Origin of the sequence: Streptomyces sp. 13-12-16 (genome assembly GCF_002114215.1) — a bacterium.
In the GTDB taxonomy this organism is placed as follows: domain Bacteria; phylum Actinomycetota; class Actinomycetes; order Streptomycetales; family Streptomycetaceae; genus Streptomyces.
The window spans coordinates 3,503-19,886 of record NZ_NCTE01001391.1 but is presented as its reverse complement, the minus strand read 5'-3'; the positions used below and the strand labels follow the sequence as shown (position 1 = coordinate 19,886).

The 16,384-nt window shown below is 69.9% G+C and carries 16 protein-coding genes and 2 pseudogenes; 8 read left to right on the top strand and 10 right to left on the bottom strand.

Annotated features, from left to right (window positions below):
* Nucleotides 1-379, top strand: a 379-nt coding sequence (locus B7767_RS41415) for a thiamine pyrophosphate-dependent enzyme (protein WP_256923767.1), incomplete at its 5' end; no start/stop codon positions are given.
* 61 nt (nt 380-440) lie between these two features.
* On the opposite strand, the gene B7767_RS41410 is transcribed toward B7767_RS41415, so the two are convergent.
* The 5 genes and pseudogenes from B7767_RS41410 to B7767_RS41390 form a co-directional block, all read right to left on the bottom strand.
* A complete protein-coding gene (locus tag B7767_RS41410; protein ID WP_085576343.1) occupies nt 441-1,031 on the bottom strand; it encodes an HD family hydrolase in 591 nt (196 codons plus the stop codon).
* Between the two features lie 13 nt (nt 1,032-1,044).
* Nucleotides 1,045-1,137 (bottom strand): annotated as a pseudogene (locus tag B7767_RS49495) (transcriptional regulator); the annotation flags it as partial.
* Nucleotides 1,138-1,614: 477 nt separating this feature from the next.
* Complete coding sequence (locus tag B7767_RS41400; RefSeq protein ID WP_085576341.1) at nt 1,615-2,031, bottom strand: PIN domain nuclease; 417 nt, start codon at nt 2,029-2,031, stop codon at nt 1,615-1,617.
* Nucleotides 2,028-2,279 carry a type II toxin-antitoxin system VapB family antitoxin gene (locus B7767_RS41395; RefSeq protein WP_085576340.1) on the bottom strand — a complete coding sequence of 84 codons (252 nt, stop codon included), beginning with the start codon at nt 2,277-2,279 and terminating at the stop codon, nt 2,028-2,030. Before B7767_RS41395 ends, B7767_RS41400 begins: the two co-directional genes overlap by 4 nt.
* Nucleotides 2,280-2,498: 219 nt before the next feature.
* Complete coding sequence (locus tag B7767_RS41390; RefSeq protein ID WP_085576339.1) at nt 2,499-4,082, bottom strand: 4-hydroxyphenylacetate 3-hydroxylase family protein; 1,584 nt, start codon at nt 4,080-4,082, stop codon at nt 2,499-2,501.
* 199 nt (nt 4,083-4,281) lie between these two features.
* Between B7767_RS41390 and B7767_RS41385 the strand changes: the two genes are divergently transcribed.
* The 5 genes from B7767_RS41385 to B7767_RS41365 all read left to right on the top strand — a co-directional run bounded on the left by B7767_RS41385 (nt 4,282) and on the right by B7767_RS41365 (nt 8,958).
* A complete protein-coding gene (locus B7767_RS41385; RefSeq protein WP_085576338.1) occupies nt 4,282-5,463 on the top strand; it encodes an acyl-CoA dehydrogenase family protein in 1,182 nt (393 codons plus the stop codon).
* Nucleotides 5,464-5,510: 47 nt separating this feature from the next.
* The gene (locus tag B7767_RS41380; RefSeq protein ID WP_085576337.1) at nt 5,511-5,942 is read left to right on the top strand and encodes an SgcJ/EcaC family oxidoreductase; all 432 of its coding nucleotides are present in this window, start codon (nt 5,511-5,513) and stop codon (nt 5,940-5,942) included.
* Between the two features lie 48 nt (nt 5,943-5,990).
* A complete protein-coding gene (locus B7767_RS41375) occupies nt 5,991-7,334 on the top strand; it encodes an NAD(P)/FAD-dependent oxidoreductase (protein ID WP_085576336.1) in 1,344 nt (447 codons plus the stop codon).
* A gap of 596 nt (nt 7,335-7,930) precedes the next feature.
* Nucleotides 7,931-8,485: a hypothetical protein gene (locus tag B7767_RS41370; protein ID WP_085576335.1), complete on the top strand. Its 555-nt coding sequence runs from the start codon at nt 7,931-7,933 to the stop codon at nt 8,483-8,485.
* A complete protein-coding gene (locus B7767_RS41365) occupies nt 8,482-8,958 on the top strand; it encodes a helix-turn-helix domain-containing protein (protein ID WP_085576334.1) in 477 nt (158 codons plus the stop codon). Before B7767_RS41370 ends, B7767_RS41365 begins: the two co-directional genes overlap by 4 nt.
* Nucleotides 8,959-9,552: 594 nt before the next feature.
* Here the strand turns inward: B7767_RS41365 and B7767_RS41355 are convergent.
* From B7767_RS41355 to B7767_RS41340, 4 genes are all read right to left on the bottom strand, one after another.
* Complete coding sequence (locus B7767_RS41355; RefSeq protein ID WP_085576333.1) at nt 9,553-10,149, bottom strand: hypothetical protein; 597 nt, start codon at nt 10,147-10,149, stop codon at nt 9,553-9,555.
* 467 nt (nt 10,150-10,616) lie between these two features.
* Nucleotides 10,617-10,928 (bottom strand): replication initiation protein, RepL2, encoded by a 312-nt coding sequence (locus tag B7767_RS41350; protein WP_107486635.1) that lies wholly within the window; start codon nt 10,926-10,928, stop codon nt 10,617-10,619.
* Complete coding sequence (locus tag B7767_RS41345) at nt 10,925-11,377, bottom strand: MarR family transcriptional regulator (RefSeq protein WP_085576332.1); 453 nt, start codon at nt 11,375-11,377, stop codon at nt 10,925-10,927. The genes B7767_RS41350 and B7767_RS41345 overlap by 4 nt, the downstream gene beginning before the upstream one ends.
* A gap of 999 nt (nt 11,378-12,376) precedes the next feature.
* Nucleotides 12,377-13,219 carry a phosphotransferase gene (locus B7767_RS41340; protein WP_085576331.1) on the bottom strand — a complete coding sequence of 281 codons (843 nt, stop codon included), beginning with the start codon at nt 13,217-13,219 and terminating at the stop codon, nt 12,377-12,379.
* Between the two features lie 182 nt (nt 13,220-13,401).
* On the opposite strand from B7767_RS41340, the pseudogene B7767_RS45485 reads away from it, so the two are divergent.
* Nucleotides 13,402-13,590: pseudogene (locus tag B7767_RS45485) on the top strand (fic family toxin-antitoxin system, toxin component); the annotation flags it as partial.
* 177 nt (nt 13,591-13,767) lie between these two features.
* Here B7767_RS45485 and B7767_RS41330 read toward each other — a convergent pair.
* Nucleotides 13,768-14,373, bottom strand: coding sequence for an alpha/beta hydrolase (locus B7767_RS41330; protein WP_256923764.1), 606 nt, complete (start codon nt 14,371-14,373; stop codon nt 13,768-13,770).
* 166 nt (nt 14,374-14,539) lie between these two features.
* Between B7767_RS41330 and B7767_RS41325 the strand changes: the two genes are divergently transcribed.
* Nucleotides 14,540-16,168, top strand: coding sequence for an IS200/IS605 family element transposase accessory protein TnpB (locus B7767_RS41325; protein ID WP_107486633.1), 1,629 nt, complete (start codon nt 14,540-14,542; stop codon nt 16,166-16,168).
* Nucleotides 16,169-16,384 lie beyond the last annotated feature (216 nt).

Below are 16,384 nucleotides of genomic sequence, written 5' to 3'. Positions count from 1 at the left end.
GGCCGTGGGCCGGCCCGACCGCACCACGGTGGTCGCCGTCGGCGACGGCGGGGCGCTGATGGGCCTGCCCGAACTGGAGACCCTGGTGCGCTCGGGCCGGTCGGCACTGGTGGTGGTCTACGACGACGCGTCCTACGGCTTCGAGGAGCACATGTACGTGCCCCGGGGCGCGGACGCGGCCACACTGCGCTTCGGCGACACCGACTTCGCCGCGGTGGCACGGGCGCTCGGGGCACGGGCCGTCACCGTACGCGGCACCGCCGACCTGGACGCCGTACCGGAGTGGACCGCCCGGGGAGCCGAGGGCACGCTGCTACTGGACTGCAAGGTCTCCCGGGGCGTGCTGGCCCCGTTCCTGTCCGACCTGCTCGGCCGCTGACCACAAAGGAGGGCCCAGCCAGGGTGAACCGTTCCGGCCGAGCGAGCACGGACGGTGTCGATCAGCCCCGTGGCTGCTTCTCACCGAGTGCGGCGCGGAGCCAGTCGAGCGATCCCGTTCCGAGGACCGCGTCCGCCAGGGCCTGACCGCTCTCGGTGACGATCCGGCCCCGGCTGTTGTCGATCCAGCGCTGGGCGTTGGCGTAGCCCTGGTCCCGGTACTCGATGCCCTGGATCATGCACTCCAGTTTGTCGGCGTCACGTGCGCAGACGGCTTCCGGGGACCCCTTCCCCTCGTACTCGGCGATCAGGTCGCACAGGGCACCGGCGAGGATCTCCGGCATGCCGGCGACCTGGTCGGCGGTGATGTCCCGGGCGTCGGCCTCGCCGTTGGTGTACTTCTTCCCGAGGTGGTTGATGTCACCGGTGCGAGTCTCTCCGGTGTCGTGCCAGACGGCGAGGAACGCGGCCCGTGCGGGGTCGGCGCCTTCGAGTTCGGCGATGATCGTGGCGATGAGAGCGGTGCGCCACGAGTGATCGGCGACCGACTCCGGATCCTTGACGCCGGCCATCCACCATCCGGTGCGCTTGGTGTGCTTGAGCGTCCCCGCCTCGAACAGGAAGCGCGCTACCGCGGTCAGATCCTCGGACACCCTCGGACTCCTCTCACGCCTCGGCGAGGCGGATTGCGTACCGGATGCTCTCCAGCTCCCGCCGTGCGCGTGAGGAGAGCTCCCGGCTATCCAACATCACGGGGAGCCCTCTACTGCTGGACTGCAAGGTCTCCCGGGGCGTACTGGCCCCGTTCCTGTCCGACCTGCTCGGCCGCTGACCACGAAGGAGGGCCATCAATGCTCTCGTGGTCGCGGTGGCGCTTCGCGTCCCGGCACCCGTGCTGATGTCGGCCTCGGATCGCGACGACTGGTCGAAACCGTGCGGTGACCGCGTACAGATCAAGGACGTCCGAAGCTGGTGTTCCGTTCGTCGCGCGTGGTGGTGATCACCTGCGGGCCGGTCCGGTTGGTCGCCGAAGGGCTGGGCATCCGGCAGATCGCCTCCCGACCGCACATCTCGCCGAGCACGGCGGCGTGCGCGTCTCTCCCGTCCTGACGAAACCGGGCGCGGCGACGCGCACCGAGACCGCGGCCATCGCCTTCCGTGAAGGACTGGCCGGGGCCCGCCACGGCGGCAGGTTTTCCCTGCATGAGAACACCGACCGCACCGGCACACGTCGGCTCAGTCGGCCGTACCGGGCTCCACGACCCACTCGGCCTTCAGCCCGCTCACCGAAGCGATCATGTCGAAGTCGCCGTCGTAGTGCAGGACCGTGGCCCGGTGCCGTTCGGCGGTTGCCGCGATGAGGACGTCGGCCAGCGACAGCGCGCGGTGGAAGCCGGCGTTCAGCGCCAGGCCCTGGATCTCGAGCGCCCGCTCGAACTCCTGATCGTTGCAGGGCAGGTGGTCGAAGCCGCGGAGCAGGGTACGCAGTCGCAGCGCTTCGGGCTTGCCGCGTGCCGAGTACAGAACCTCGTACTCCGTCAGGGCGCAGACCGCGAGGAGCCCGTCGCGGTCCAGCACATCCAGCCGCGCCCGCACCGCCGCCTTGCCTCGACGGGCCAGCGCCGACTTGTCGATGAGATAACGCCCCTTCACGCCGCCGAGGCCCCACCCTCACGCTTGAGCGTGCCGTCCGGGTTACGTGGCCCGGTCTGCGAGCGGATCTCCGCGAACGCGTCCTCGAACTCCCCCTCGTCGATGGCGTCGAACAGCTCCCGGCGCAACCTCAGCTTCACCCCCTCCTCCATGGCCGCCCGTACCGCGGCGGCCTTGGTCTTCACGCCGTACACCCGCATCGCCTGCTCGACGATCTCGTCGTCCAGATCGATCACAGTCCTGGCCATCAGCCATCCCTCCACAGCCTGACAACACACCAGCGATATCAATTTGAACTAATGAATGGTATCGAGGTGCCGACACGGACGCCCCTCTTCGGTGGCAGCCGACTTCCCGCTGCTCTCGCTGTCCGACCTGCTCGCCCGCTGACGGCAGAAGGAGCGGCAAAAGGAGCGGCCGGGACCCCTTCCCGGGGTCCCGGCCGCCCGCTCGGCGCCGCGGGGGATTCAGCCGCCGAGCAGTCCGGGGAGTGATCCGCGCAGGTGGTCGAAGGAGACGAGGTCGGGCGCGGTCCAGCCGTCCAGGTCGTACTCGGACAGGCACTGGTCGGCGAACGCCTTGTAGTCGTCGAGCTGCCCGGAGGCGGTCTGGGCGAACAGCAGCTCGGCCCGGGTCGCCTCGTGGTTGCCGGCGTAGTTGCGCTCGTACAGCTCGTGCCGGCCGCCGAACTCGGTGCCCACCGCGTCCCACAGCAGCTTCAGCACCTTGACCCGTTCCTCGGCCCCGATGCCCCCGGAGCCGCGCAGGTAGGTGTCGAGGTAGGGGCGGATCTCCGGGTTCTTGAAGTCCTCGGCGCTGGAGTTGAGGTAGATCAGCCCGCTGGCCACGTCCTGCTGGACGATCTCCTTGACGCGCGGGTAGCCGACCTGCATGAACCACCGGTACGCCATGCCGTACTGCGGGTTGGGCAGCACCGCGCCGCCCCGCCACTTCACCGGGTTGCGGGCGGCCGCGTCGGACAGCCCCCAGAACAGGTTGCGCCAGGCGAGCACCTCGCCCAGCCGGGTCTGGACGCCGCGGAAGTCCTGGGTGCCGGTGATCTCCAGGGCCTTGGCGAGGAGTCCGGCGATGAACTCCAGCTTCACCGCGAGGCGGACGCAGCCGTGGAAGGTGAAGCGCTCCATGAAGCCGGACTGCCCGGAGAACATCTGGACCTTGGCCGTGTCGCCGTAGACGAACACGTTCTCCCAGGGGATGAGGACCTTGTCCAGGACGAGGATGGTGTCGTTCTCGTCGAGCCGGGAGGAGAGCGGGTAGTCGAAGGGGCTGCCCATCACCGCGGACGTCGCGGTGTAGGAGGGCCGGCAGATCAGCTTCACGCCCTTGTCACCGGTGGGCACGGTGGCGATGAGGGCGAACCTCTTCTCCTTCACCGGCAGTCCGTGGTGGGCGATGAAGTTCGCGTGGGTCAGCGCCGACCCGGTGGCGACCACCTTGGCGCCGCTGACCACCAGGCCCGCGTCGGTCTCCTTCTCCACGTGCACGAACACGTCGGAGACCTTGTCGGGCGGCAGGTTGCGGTCCACGGGCGGGTGCACGATCGCGTGGTTCCAGTACAGGACCTTCTCCTGCGACTCGCGGTACCAGCGGCGCGCGTTGTCGTCGAAGGGCGCGTAGAAGTCGGCGTTGGCGCCCAGGGTGCCGAGGAACGCCGCCTTGTAGTCGGGGCTGCGGCCCATCCAGCCGTAGCTCATCCGGGACCAGGCCGCGATGGCCCGCTGGTCGGCGACCAGGTCCTCGGCGGAGCGCGGGGTGGTGAAGAAGCGGTGCGTGTAGCCCTCCGCCGCTCCGCCGTCCGTGCGCGTGGTCAGCACGTCCCGGTGGGCGGGATCGTGCAGGGCGTCGTAGAGGCGGGCCGTCATCCGCGCCGGGTTGGCGAACGCCGGGTGCGCGGTGACGTCCTTGACCCGGTCGCCGTAGAGGAAGACCTCGCGGTCGTCGCGCAGGCTCTCGAGGTACTCCTCGCCCGTCAGCGGCCGCGTCCGGGGTCCGTCCGCCGGGTGAGCGGCGGCATCCTGCTGATCGGTCATGCGTCTCATCGTGGCAGCCGGGACGCCCCCGGGCTTCTTCCCCCGTGCGGCACTGGGACCGGTCCGCGGGCGAGATGGCGAAGTCGCGGCCAGGGCGAGGGTGCGCAATCCGGAAGGTGCCGCGACGGCCCGCCGCGGTGTGAGGTCGGGTCAGCACCGCCTGGTGGTACGACCTGTCACGTCCCGGGAGGACTTCACGATGCTCACCGCCGACATCCCCACGCGTGCGCAGCTTGTCCGGCGCGCGGCCGAAGTGGCGCCGCTGCTGCGCGAGAACGCCCAGAAGGCCGAGGACGACGGACGGCTCCAGGACGAGACGATCGAGGCCCTGGCCGCAGCCGGCGTCTTCAGGCTGCGGGTGCCCAAGCGGTACGGCGGCTACGAGGCCGACACCCGCACCCTGGTCGACGTGGCCACCGAGCTGGCCCGCGGCGACGGGGCCGCCGCCTGGACGGCGTCGGTGTACTGGATCCCCACCTTCATGACGTGCCTGTTCCCCGACAACGTCCAGGACGAGGTCTTCGCCACCCCCGACGTGCGCGTCTGCGGCACGCTCAGCCCGTCCGCGCTGGCCACCCCCGTCGAGGGCGGCATCGTCGTCAACGGCAAGTGGAGCTTCGTCAGCGGCGCCCGGCACGCCCACTGGCAGGAGGTCATCGCCGCGCAGGAGATGCCGCACGGCCAGCACCTGCCGCTGATGGCGCTCGTGCCCATGGACCAGCTCGAGATCATCGACGACTGGGACACCTCCGGACTGCGCGGCACCGGCAGCGTCTCCACCGTCGCCAAGGACGTGTTCATCCCCCAGGAGCGCGTGCTGCCGCTGCCGGCCGTCCTGACCGGCCAGTACGCCTCCCGGCTCAACGCGGACTCCCCGGTCTACCGGGCCCCGCTGCTGCCGGTCGCCGCCGCCTCCTCGGTCGGCACCGCGGTGGGCCTGGCCCGCGCCGCCCAGGACGTCTTCTTCGAGCGGCTCCCGGACCGCACCCTGACCTACACCTGGTACACCAAGCAGGCCGAGGCCCCCCTGACGCACCTCCAGGTGTCCGAGGCGGTGTTCAAGGCCGACCAGGCACAGTTCCACGCGCACCGCCTGGCCGACCTCGTCGACTCCAAGGGCGTCTCGGGCGAGGAGTGGACGGTGCTGGAGCGGGCCCGCGCCCGCGCCGACATGGGCGCCGCGGTCCGCCTGGCCAAGGAGGCCGTCGACGTCTTCGCCTCCGCCTCCGGCGGCTCGTCCGTCTACCGGGACGTGCCGATCCAGCGGATCACCCGCGACATCCAGGCCATGAGCCTGCACGCCCTGATGAACCCGAACACCAACGCCGAGCTGTACGGCCGCGTTCTGTGCGGCCAGCAGCCCAACACGCTCTACATCTGAGCCCGTTCCGACGCCGTTCCGCGACAGAGAGCAGAGAGAGCAGACTCATGACCACGCAGACCACCGCCGCCCCCGCCGTCGAGATCTCCGACGAGGACAAGGCCGCCGTCGCCTCCATCCCCCAGCGCATCGTCGAGGCGTGGGCCGCCTACGACGCCGACGCCTTCGCCGAGGTGTTCACCCCGGACGGGACCCTGATCCTGCCGGGCGTGTACGAGAAGGGCCGCGACGCCATCCGCGCCTTCGCCGCCGCCGCCTTCGCGGGCCCCTACAAGGGCACCCGCGTCACCGGCACCCCGATCGACATCCGCTTCGCCAACGAGGGCGCCGGCGTGCTGATCACGCGCGGCGGCATCCTCGCGCCGGGCGAGACCGAGCCGGCGCCCGAGCGCGCCGTCCACGCCTCCTGGGTCGTCGTCAAGCGGGACGGCCGGTGGTTCCTCGGCGCCTACCAGAACAGCCCGCGGCACGCCGCGTGAGCGCGACAGCCCCTTCAGGCGAGAGAACGGAAGAGAGAGGTGACAGCGATGGCCGGCGCACGGGGTGACCGCGCGGTGGTGCTCGGCGGCAGCATGGCGGGGCTCCTGGCCGCACGGGTGCTCGCCGATTCCTACGGCGAGGTCCTGGTCGTCGAGCGCGACGACATCGGCGGGTCCACCACGGCACGCAAGGGCGTGCCGCAGGGCCGGCACGTCCACGGGCTGCTCGCCCGCGGGCAGCAGATCCTCGACGAGCTCTTCCCCGACTTCACCGACGAGGCCGTCGCCGCGGGCATCCCGACCGGCGACCTCGGCGAACTGCGCTGGTTCTTCGGCGGCCGGCGGCTCAGCCCCCGCGCCACCGGGCTGGTCTGCGTCTCGGCCACCCGCCCGCTGCTGGAGAGCCGGGTGCGCGCACGTGTCGCCGCGCTCGGGAACATCACCTTCCTGGAGCGCCACGACATCACCGGCCTCGTCACCGACGAGGCCGGCGCGAACGTGACCGGCGTACGGGTGCAGGGCCACGACGCGGGCTCGACGGAGCGCACGCTCACCGCGGACCTGGTCGTCGACGCCACCGGCCGCGCCTCCCGCACCCCGGTGTGGCTGGAGGAGTTGGGCTACGGGCGCCCCGAGGAGGAGCGGATCCGGATCGACCTCAGCTACACGACCCGCCTGTTCCGGCTGCGCGACGAGTCGGTCCTGGACGGCGACCTGTCGATCAACCCGGTCACCTCGCCGACCCACCGGCGCGGGGCGTTCCTGTCCCGCATCGAGGACGGTCTGGTCGTGGTCTCCCTGACCGGCGTACTGGGCGACAGCGCACCCGCCGACCTCGACGGCTTCCTCCAGTGGACCCGGACCCTGCCGGTGACCGACATCCACGACGCGATCCACGACGCCGAACCGGTCGGCGACGGCACGGTCTTCCGGTACCCGGCCAGCGTGCGGCGCCGGTTCGAGCGGCTGTCCCGCTTCCCCGGCCACTACCTGGTGCTCGGCGACGCCGCGTGCAGCTTCAACCCGGTCTACGGCCAGGGCATGACGGTCTCCGCACTGGAGGCCCTGGTCCTGCGCGACCACCTGTCCCGGGGCGAGGTGGACCCGCTCGCCTTCTTCCGGGACATCGACAACGTCATCGAGGTGCCGTGGCAGTTCTCCGCGGGCGCCGACCTGGGCTACCCGGAGGTGGAGGGCGTACGGACCCCCGAGTGGGAACAGTCCGGTATGTACATGGCCAAGCTGCACACCGCCGCCGCGGTGGACGGCGAGGTCACGGCCACCTTCATGCGCGTGGCCGGCCTGGTCGACCCGCCCACCGCCCTGATGACCCCGCAGATGCAGGAACGCGTCGCCCGGGGCTTCGAACGGGCCCAGCCCCTGCCCGCCTGAACCGGCCGGACACGACGAGCCCGCCGTACGGGTCATCCCCTGCGGCGGACTCGCCACGCCCCCAGGCGGTCGGCCTCCCACATGTCCGGGATTTGGCCATGCCAACCATCCTGCCGCTGGGAAGACTCAGGAGCCCGTCGGAACATCGACCACCGACAGTCAGCCACGGCGATACGGGCGGCCGAGCACCCAGGCGCGCGTGTGCCTCCAGCAACCACGACCGGGCGTCAGCCACGCTTCCCTTTTTGCCGATCGTCCTCCGCCCCGGACCACGGTCCGGTCGGACTCACGCGGCATGACCACCCCGAGGACCGGAGCGCTTGCGCGAGGACCGCAGGGCCTCCCGCACGGCGCCGCACGGACCCCCGACCTCCGCCCTTTCTTTAAAGATAGCGGCGACGCTCTGACCTGCGACGATGTCGGAGTTTTATGCACCTGGAGTGCATAACTCGGGCCTCCGGAGCCCAGGGATTTATGCAGCTGCACGCATAACTTGATCGCGGCGAGGACGGCGCTCCGATCCTTGCATGAAACCAAGAATTGAATGACTCGTTAGTCATGCTGACCGCAAGCAAAAATGGAGAAAAAGCAGGTCAGTGCCCCAAACGAGGCGCATCGCCGCCGTCCCCGAACCACGGAGGACGGTTCGGCTGTCAGCTGCCCCGCATCCGTCGCGCAGCATCCCGGAAGATCTGTCGCGCACCCTGCTCCAGACGCTGGAGAAGATCAGCCGGAACGGCGGCACGATTGTTGCCGACCCACCCCGGAAGGGGTACGCCTTCCCCGGCGGCAAGCACCTTGCCCTGTCCACGGAGATCCACGAGAACCTGTGGCGCTTCAAGCTGAGCCCGATGGCCCGTGACCTCCTCGACTACATGGTGGCGACGCACGACGAGGACGGGCTGGTGCAGGCGACCCAGCAGAGCCTCGGCTCGCACTTCGGCTGCCATCAATCAAAGGTCAGCCGGGCCCTGAAGGCGCTCGACAAGCACAACTTCGCCTGGAAACACAAGCAAGGCCAGTACCAGTTGGACCCCTCCTACGCCTACCGGTGGGGAAGCCGCAAGCAGCACGCCCTGGTCGCGAGGATCACGGACGTCCTCAAGGCCCGGACGATCCAGCCGCCTCTGCCCGAGACGAGGAACCGATGACCGGCGCACCCCTGGTTCACAACCCTGCGATCTGGGAGCACCTCCCGAACGCCAGGCTCAGGAGCACGGCGCGCGATGTGTTCGACATCCTCACCGCCCGGCAGCGTCCCGGCGGCGCGGTCCGGATCACCCAAGCGGAACTGTCCGGGCGCCTGGGGATCAGCCAGGCCGCCGTGTCCCGCGCCATCGGCGAACTGAAGGACATCGGCATCCTGGAGGGCCGCACAAAGCGCGGAGCGCTGCGCATTCACCCACTGCTGGCCGGCTACGAATCGGAAGCCCACATGATCAACAGCATCTCCGATCCGGACACATACCTGTGGCCCCTGCGGTACGAGTCGGGTGTACGGCCGCCACGCCGCTCCGACCCCAGGACGGGCACGATGTTCGATCCCGACCCCGACCCCGACCCCGACGGTGGTGAGGACGCGCCCCTGCCCAGGGCCCTGCCGACACTTCGGCTCGCGGGCTGACGCTCAGCAGGAACCGAACCGTCTCGACGCCCTGCCCAACGCCTCCTGTGTCCGAGCTCAGTGCGAACCCATGGGAGCAGGTGACCAGCGACGCTGGCGCGATCATCTGCGCTCGGTCGTACGGGTCGCAGGCCGTCGCGTTCTTCAGATGAGGGCGCAAGACACCGGACATCGCCTCTACACGGTCGTCGGCACGACAGGACTGCACCCTGGAGTAGTCGTCGAGAGCCTGGTGTCAGGTGGCGCAGGCCGCTTCCAGGTGGCCGAGTTCCAGCTGCCGCTCGGCCAGCAGGCTACGACGGTGTACTTGTGTACGCCGATAGAGGCTGGGGCGGATCCGGTCCGCTTGGTGCATGACTTCGACGACTCCGGTCCTGTCACCGAGTTCGTATCGAAGAGGTCAATGCCCACAGGGGCAGTGTCTCGGTCACCAGCCCATCGGAGAACCCGTTCCAGGCCTGACCGCCAACGCCGACCCACCGGCGCGGGGCGTTCCTGTCCCGCATCGAGGACGGCCTGGTCGTGGTCTCCCTTTCCCCGCACTGCTCGCCCACGGCCCCGATCTCCGGAGTGAGCGTCGAGGCGACGGCGATCTCACGCCGCCGCGGGTGTCCTCTCGACCGCGGAACGGCGTTTCCAGTACGCCACGGTCAGTACGCCCAGCAGCGGCCCCCACAGGGTCAGCGGCGCGTAGCAGACGTAGAACCAGGCGGCTTCCCAGCCGCCGGCTTGGCTGGGGTGGTCGGCAGGCAGGTCGCCACCTCGGATGGTGGTGCCCCTGACCTCGGGGACGATGAACAGAAGGGTGAACAGGAGAGTGAGGCTCGCGGCCCCGATGGTGGCGGGGAGGACGGCTGCCCTTCTCGGAACCCGGCGGCCGCGGAGGAACGGGATCCAGCGCGGGAACACCTCACCCCAGCGTGCGATCAGACCGATCGCGGTGAACGCGAAGGCCTCGGACAGAACCGACAGGAAGACGACGTACGTCCGTTCGCCGAGTCCGCGATCGTCGCCGAACGCGGCCGGGAGCCGCCAGACACTGGATGGGAGGACGACCAAGGGCACGGCGTAAGCCACGAGTCGGATCCGTCGTGACACTCCGGCAACGGGTTCGTGGGCCGCCCGCCATGCGACGCGTAATCGTCCGGGGTGGACGGTGGTGGGTTCTTCGGCGTGCTGGAGCTGCGGCATGGGCGGTCCTCGGCTCGGATGAACTGCTGTTCGGTCCGTTCGGTAAGGAAGATCCCAGTCACCGGGGGCTCCGAGCGTCGCTCCGAGGGCTGACCCGGCTCCGTCCGACGGCCGAGAAAGTGGTGCGACCGGCGGATGACCGCAGTGCCCGTTTGCCGCATGACCAGCACGTTTCACCAAGAGCGCCCCGGCGCTGTCCTGGCAGGAGCCCCGGTGCCTTCCGAACTCATCGACACCACCCGCCCAAGGAACGGGGCGCCTCCGTACGGCCGACAGCAACGGCATCGAGGAGGTCCCGCCGTCGAACGCGGTCCAGTCACGGGGTCCGCCCAGGACAGTGGCGAGTACGTCATCGCCCGTATGAAGAGCGGAGACGTCGAGCTGTCATGTACGTGAGGTCAATGAGCACCTGTCCCAGGAACGGTGCTCATTGACCTCACGTACATGAGTTCCGGTCTCGGAGCTGTTCAGGTCGCGCGACGCAGGGGGACGACGACGTCCTCGCCGGTGCTCTTCGCACTGAGCCTGTAGTAGCTGATGTGCGCGAGCCGCTCGGATTCCTCGAGCCACCCGGCCTCCACGACCTGGCGCCGGGTGCGGGAGAAGACGGTCGGGGACATGCCGACGAGCTCGGCGAGCTTGGCGCCGGTTTCGACGACGGCACCGACGCGGTCGGTGGGGTGCATCGCGTAGAGCATGACGACCAGGCGTTGGTTGGCGGTCATGCCGGCCGTGCGGTGCAGGACGTCCAGGAGCTTGTGCTTGTCGTCGTTGTTCACTGGACCTCCCAGAGTGAAGGAGCCGTACTGTCGAAGCCGGGGATGTCCGGCGGGTTGCACGTCTTGATCGCTTCCCGTTGCTCGATGCCGGTCCCGTGGAAAGCAATGTACGGGCTGATCCGGTAGAGCCTGTAGTTGCCGATGCGTCCGCGCTCGATCAGGATGCGCTGCTTGAGCAGCTTCCGGTTGATCTTGCCGACGGCATCGGCGGTCATCCCGACCTTCTTGGCGATGTCCGCGCCGGTCGCCCTCAGCGGCGCCATGCCTTGAGGGGAGACTCCGATCCACCACAGCACCATGTACTTCTGGCTCGGGGTGAATTCCTTGCTCTCGGTGATCGCCTCGACTCTGGCCTTGTCCACCTGGATGTGCTCGCCCGAGAAGGCGTAAGGCGCGTATGGGATGGCCTCGCCGGTGTCGGCGTCGACCAGTCTGCGTACTGCTCCCAACAGGCCCTCCCGTGGCCGGACATTGCCTCGACGTCGATGAGCGGCGGCCCTCGGCGCCGACCAGATGAACTCAACGTACATGAGCATGGAGTTCATGTAGTCCGCCTCCAAGGCGTGTCGCTCCACCGGGCATCGATCCGCATCCGAAGTCGTCCCGGTGAAAGCGGCGCCTGCTCATGTACCTGACGTCAATCTGGTCGGATCCTGCGGACGTGGTCACGGTTCCTGAAACATGGGCACAGCGGTTCCCGGAACTGCCTGCCCTGCCCTCAGGAACCGGGTGCACGATGCTCAGGACCGGCTGCCAGATCGTCAGAACCGTGTGCAGAAAGGTATCTCCGCTGGTCGGAGCGTTCTTTCTCCGCGCGCTCTCTCTTACAGCAACACAGGCTGTTGCTTACGGCAGCTCCCGGCCACACCCCGTGCTCCTCCAAGCGGTCGCGCGAGGCACTGCTCAGCACTTCCCGGTGAAGCGTTCACCACGGCCCCACTTCCGACCTGTCGCCGAAGAACCCGGCTCCCTCCCCCGTCCTCGGCCGACGAAAGCACGCCACGACGCCGCCGCAGCCGACGAGCCACCCGTCACGTATGCCTCCATCAACCCCTGCCGACCTCAGCCACGCATTCATTGACACCCTCGACGAGCCGCAGCCGCCCGTGTACCCGCGGGGCCCCGTCGGTGCACCGGAGGCCCCAAGGGCCGACGGCGTACCGACCCGTGGGCGCGGAGAGCCGCGCGGAGCCGGCTTCCGTCCGGCCTTCGCAGATGCTGCGCCACCCTCACGGCACCCCCTGTTACCGCCCGACGACGACCACCAGGACCATCAGGACCTGTTCGGCGGATCATGTGACCGGCTCGTGTCCGGGGTGGTGACGTGGGCACGGGGCGAGGGAATGAGGTGTCCTCTCAAGCAGGCCGAGTCCGGCCGCCGCATCGTGACGGGATGCCGCACACGGCGCAGCGGACCGGGGCCGTCCAGCAGCCCCTCCGTGTCGGGTTCAGTCCAGTGCGCAGCGGTCGAGTGCGGTACGAACCCGGTTGAGGCCCTCCGCTCTCCAGTGGTCCCGGTCGGGCATCTGGTCGTCCCGGCGCCAGCGCCAGGCGGAGAACATCGCCCAGTTCAGGGCGCGGCACCGGTGGATCAGGTCGTGGTCGGCCCCCGCATAGTGCTTTCCCACTTCTTCGGGCGCATGGGCGAGGTCGAACTCGATCGGCCCACGGCAACAGGTGGCGAGGTCCACGAAAAGCGGCCCTCTCCTCGTGTTCAGGAGGTTGCCCGGATGAGGCTCGCCGTGCAGCAGTTGGTCGCCGGCTCTGTCGCTGCTGATCACGGCGCTCAGTCCACCGAGTGTGTCGCTGAGGAGTTTCCGGTCGGAATCGGACAGCTCGGGGGAGTGCTCCCGGTCGTTCACCTCTCTCAGTGCCACGGCGGCTCGATCGGTGAAATGCGGTGCGTCCAGATCGATCCGGCGCAGGGCGGCATGATGCCGCAGGAACACGTCCGCGTAGTCGGCCGGGGCGATCTCCGACCCCACCGGTTCGTAGTAGGTCCAGAGCGAAACGGCGAAGGCATCACGCAGATGGACCCGGGGCTCGACCCGGGGCTCGAGCTCAGCCACCGGGGCGTCGACGGCGGAAAGACGGCGAGCGACCTCGACTTCGAACTCGGAGTCGGCGAGATGCCCCAACGGCGCGACCCGGGCCAGAACACCGCAAGGGACCAGACGCAGCGCGACGCGGTCCGAGTTGTGGATGACGATCGCGTCGTCGACCTGAAGGCCCAGCTCCGAAGCGGTCGCCCGCCCTGCCTCAACGGCGCGGCGGAGTTCTGACGGCTCCATGTCCTTCTCCTTCGGTGTTGAGCACACATACCCGTCCGGGGACAGCGGCGATGCCCCCGATGTCCTCGTGGGCGTCATTCGGCGGCCACCCCCCGGACCCGGCGACAAGCATCGCAAGGCAGGACCCGCACAGGCCCGAGGATTTATCCGGCCGGTCATCTGGACGGGCCTGCGCCCGGGGCTGCCGCTGGCTGGAGCGCTCCAACCTGGCCGTCGCCGCCGCCACCGGCGTGATGTACCTCGAGGCCGCCGGGATCACCGTCGAACCCGCCCGCGAGGACGCCCTGGCCCTGAAGGACCTGCTCCTGGACCCGGCCTGCACCGCAGGGAGGATCGCAGCCCTGCTGCGCGGCCGGCCCACCGCCACCTGAAGGGATCCGTCAGGGCCTGGGCGTGCCCGGTGGCACAAGGACAGGACTCGCCGGCCCGACCGCGTGCACGGCGGCCCGATACGCCCGGCGATGAAGGGCGGGGCCGGGGACCGGTGGCGCCGGGCGGCATGCCGGCCGACACCGCTCACCGTCCGCTGCCGGTCCCACGGCCCGCCCTCACCTCAGGTGCCGGGTGAAGAACTGGACCGCGGCGTCTGCCGCGGACCGCGGGACGCCGGTGTGCCCGCCCATGTGGGCGTGGAGGGACTTCTCCCTGGAGCCGAAGGCGTCGAACAGGTCCAGGGCCGCCTGCCGGTCGTTCCCCTCGTCGTCCCACTGCAGCAGGACGTGCAGGGGGACGGTGACCCGGCGGGCCTCCTCGAACATGACGCGGGGCACGAAGCTCCCGGCGAAGAGAGCGGCGGCCACGATGCGCGGCTCGACCACCGCCAGCCGGACGCCGACGGAGATCACTCCCCCCGAGTACCCGACCGGGCCGCCGATCCCGGGCAGCGGCAGGAGGGCGTCCAGGGCGGCCTGCCATTCGGGGACCGCCCTGTCGACGAGCGGGAGGACGAGGGCGTCGACGATCTCGTCGCCGACCGGCTCGCCGGCCTCCAGCACCCGGCGCAGGTCGGCACGGGCCTGCTCGACGGCGGGCCGACGGGGCCGGTCACCGCTCCCGGGGAGCTCGATGGTGGCCGTGGCGAAGCCCTCCGCCGCGGAGTGCCGGGCCCGGTCCACCAGCCGGGGGTCGGGAACTGCTGGAGTTCGACTGAGCACGAGTGCGTTCTGGCGCGGGTGGGTGAGTGCTGTGGCGGCAGGAGAGTGCGAGATGGCACCCCAGGGATGGGGTGAGAGTTCGCCTATCGAATGGGTGACCTTTGCGGGGGGTGCTCGTTGGGTGTGGTGATCGGGTTTCTCGGGACTGGGCTGCGGGGGTGGTGTGATGGGTGGTCTGCGGACGCTTGCGGCGCCGCTCGTCGTTCCCGGCCCGTCGGGGGTGACGGTCCGTACCCGGCTGGGGCAGCTCACCGGTGCTGACGAGGAGGTGCTGCGGCGGGTGGGCGCGCATCTGGGCGCGCTGGCCGGCCGTGACCTGAAGGCGCGCTGCCGGGACGGCCTGGAACACGACACCGGGGCGTGGGCGGTGCGCAAGAGGGAGTTGACACCCCACTCGTCGGCCCGCTGGGCGGGGTCGGTCACCAAGGCCACGCACGACCAGTGGGCACTGGCCCGCCGCTGCGCTCTGGCCCACATCCGGTCGCTGGAGGCGGGGATCCGCATGATCACCCACCGGCTGTCACTGCCTGCCGGAGAGAAGGGTGCAAAGCGGGCGCCGGGTGGTTACCGCAGCAGGCGCGAATGGCATGCCAAGGCACGCCGCCTGCGTGTGCTGGAGGACCGGCTGGCGCGGGAGCGCGCTGACTGGGAGGCCGGGAGAGTGCATGTAGTGCGGGGCGGCAAGCGCCTGGCCCGCACCCGGCACCACCTGCCCGCCGCACAGCTCACCGAATCCCAGTGGCGTGAACGCTGGGAGGCGCAGCGCTGGTTCTTGCAGGCGGACGGGGAGTCGGGGAAGCGGTATGGCAACGAGACCCTCCGCATCAGCCCGGACGGTGAGGTCAGTATCCGGCTGCCCGCCCCGCTCACCGGATTGGCCAACGCTCCGCACGGCCGGTACGTCCTCACCGGCCGGGTCGCCTTCGCCCACAGGGGGCAGGAGTGGGCCGACCGGGTCGAGGCGAACCGGGCGATCGCCTACCGCATCCACTACGACGTGGCCCGGGGGCGCTGGTATGTGACGGCCTCCTGGCAGATCCCAGTAGCGCGGACGGTGCCGATGGCGGCGGCGCTCGCGCACGGGGTGATCGGGGTGGACATGAATGCCGACCACCTGGCCGCCTGGCGCCTCGACACCCACGGCAACCCCACCGGCAGCCCGCGCCGGTTCTTCTACGATCTGTCCGGCACCGCCAGCCACCGGGACGCCCAGGTCCGACACGCCCTGACCCAGCTACTGCACTGGGCCCAGGCCTGCGGCGTGCGGGCGATCGCCGTCGAGAACCTGGACTTCACCGCGGAGAAGACCCGCGAGAAGCACGGCCGCAAGAAGCGGTTCCGGCATCTGGTCTCCGGCCTGCCCACCGGCAGACTCCGTACCCGTCTGACCTCGATGGCCGACCGGACGGGGATCGCGGTCATCGCCGTCGACCCCGCCTACACCTCGAAATGGGGCGCGCAGCACTGGCAGAAGCCCCTGACCAGCACCACCCGCACCACCACCCGGCACGATGCGGCGAGCATCGCGATCGGACGACGCGCCCAGGGCTATTCGGTCCGGCGTCGGACGGCACCGCCCCGTGCACACCAGAGCGATGTGCACGGGCATCGGACCGCCCAGGCCGGACCGGATACTCCCGGGCGTGAGGGACCCCGCCGCCGCGTTCCCGGACCACGGACACGATCCGTGCCGCCGGACGCGGAACGAACGCGGGCAACCAGGACACCCAGAACCGTTCGGGATGTCCGCAGTGTCCAGGCATGGGTCCAAGACTCACTCCTGCTCACTGACTAGGAACGGTGGCGTGAAGGACGAACGCATGAGCAGGGACCTTCCTCAAGGCATCGGACGTGGGTCCACCGGACCACATGCCGCTACGGAAGGTGCAACCCGTGCACACCGCGCCGTCCGCGCCGATGCCAGGAAACGCGCCCTTCTTCCGCAGTGACCGCAGGGCCGTCCCTTGCCGCTGCGACATCCGCACGACGGCAGGCCGAGGGTTCACCGCCA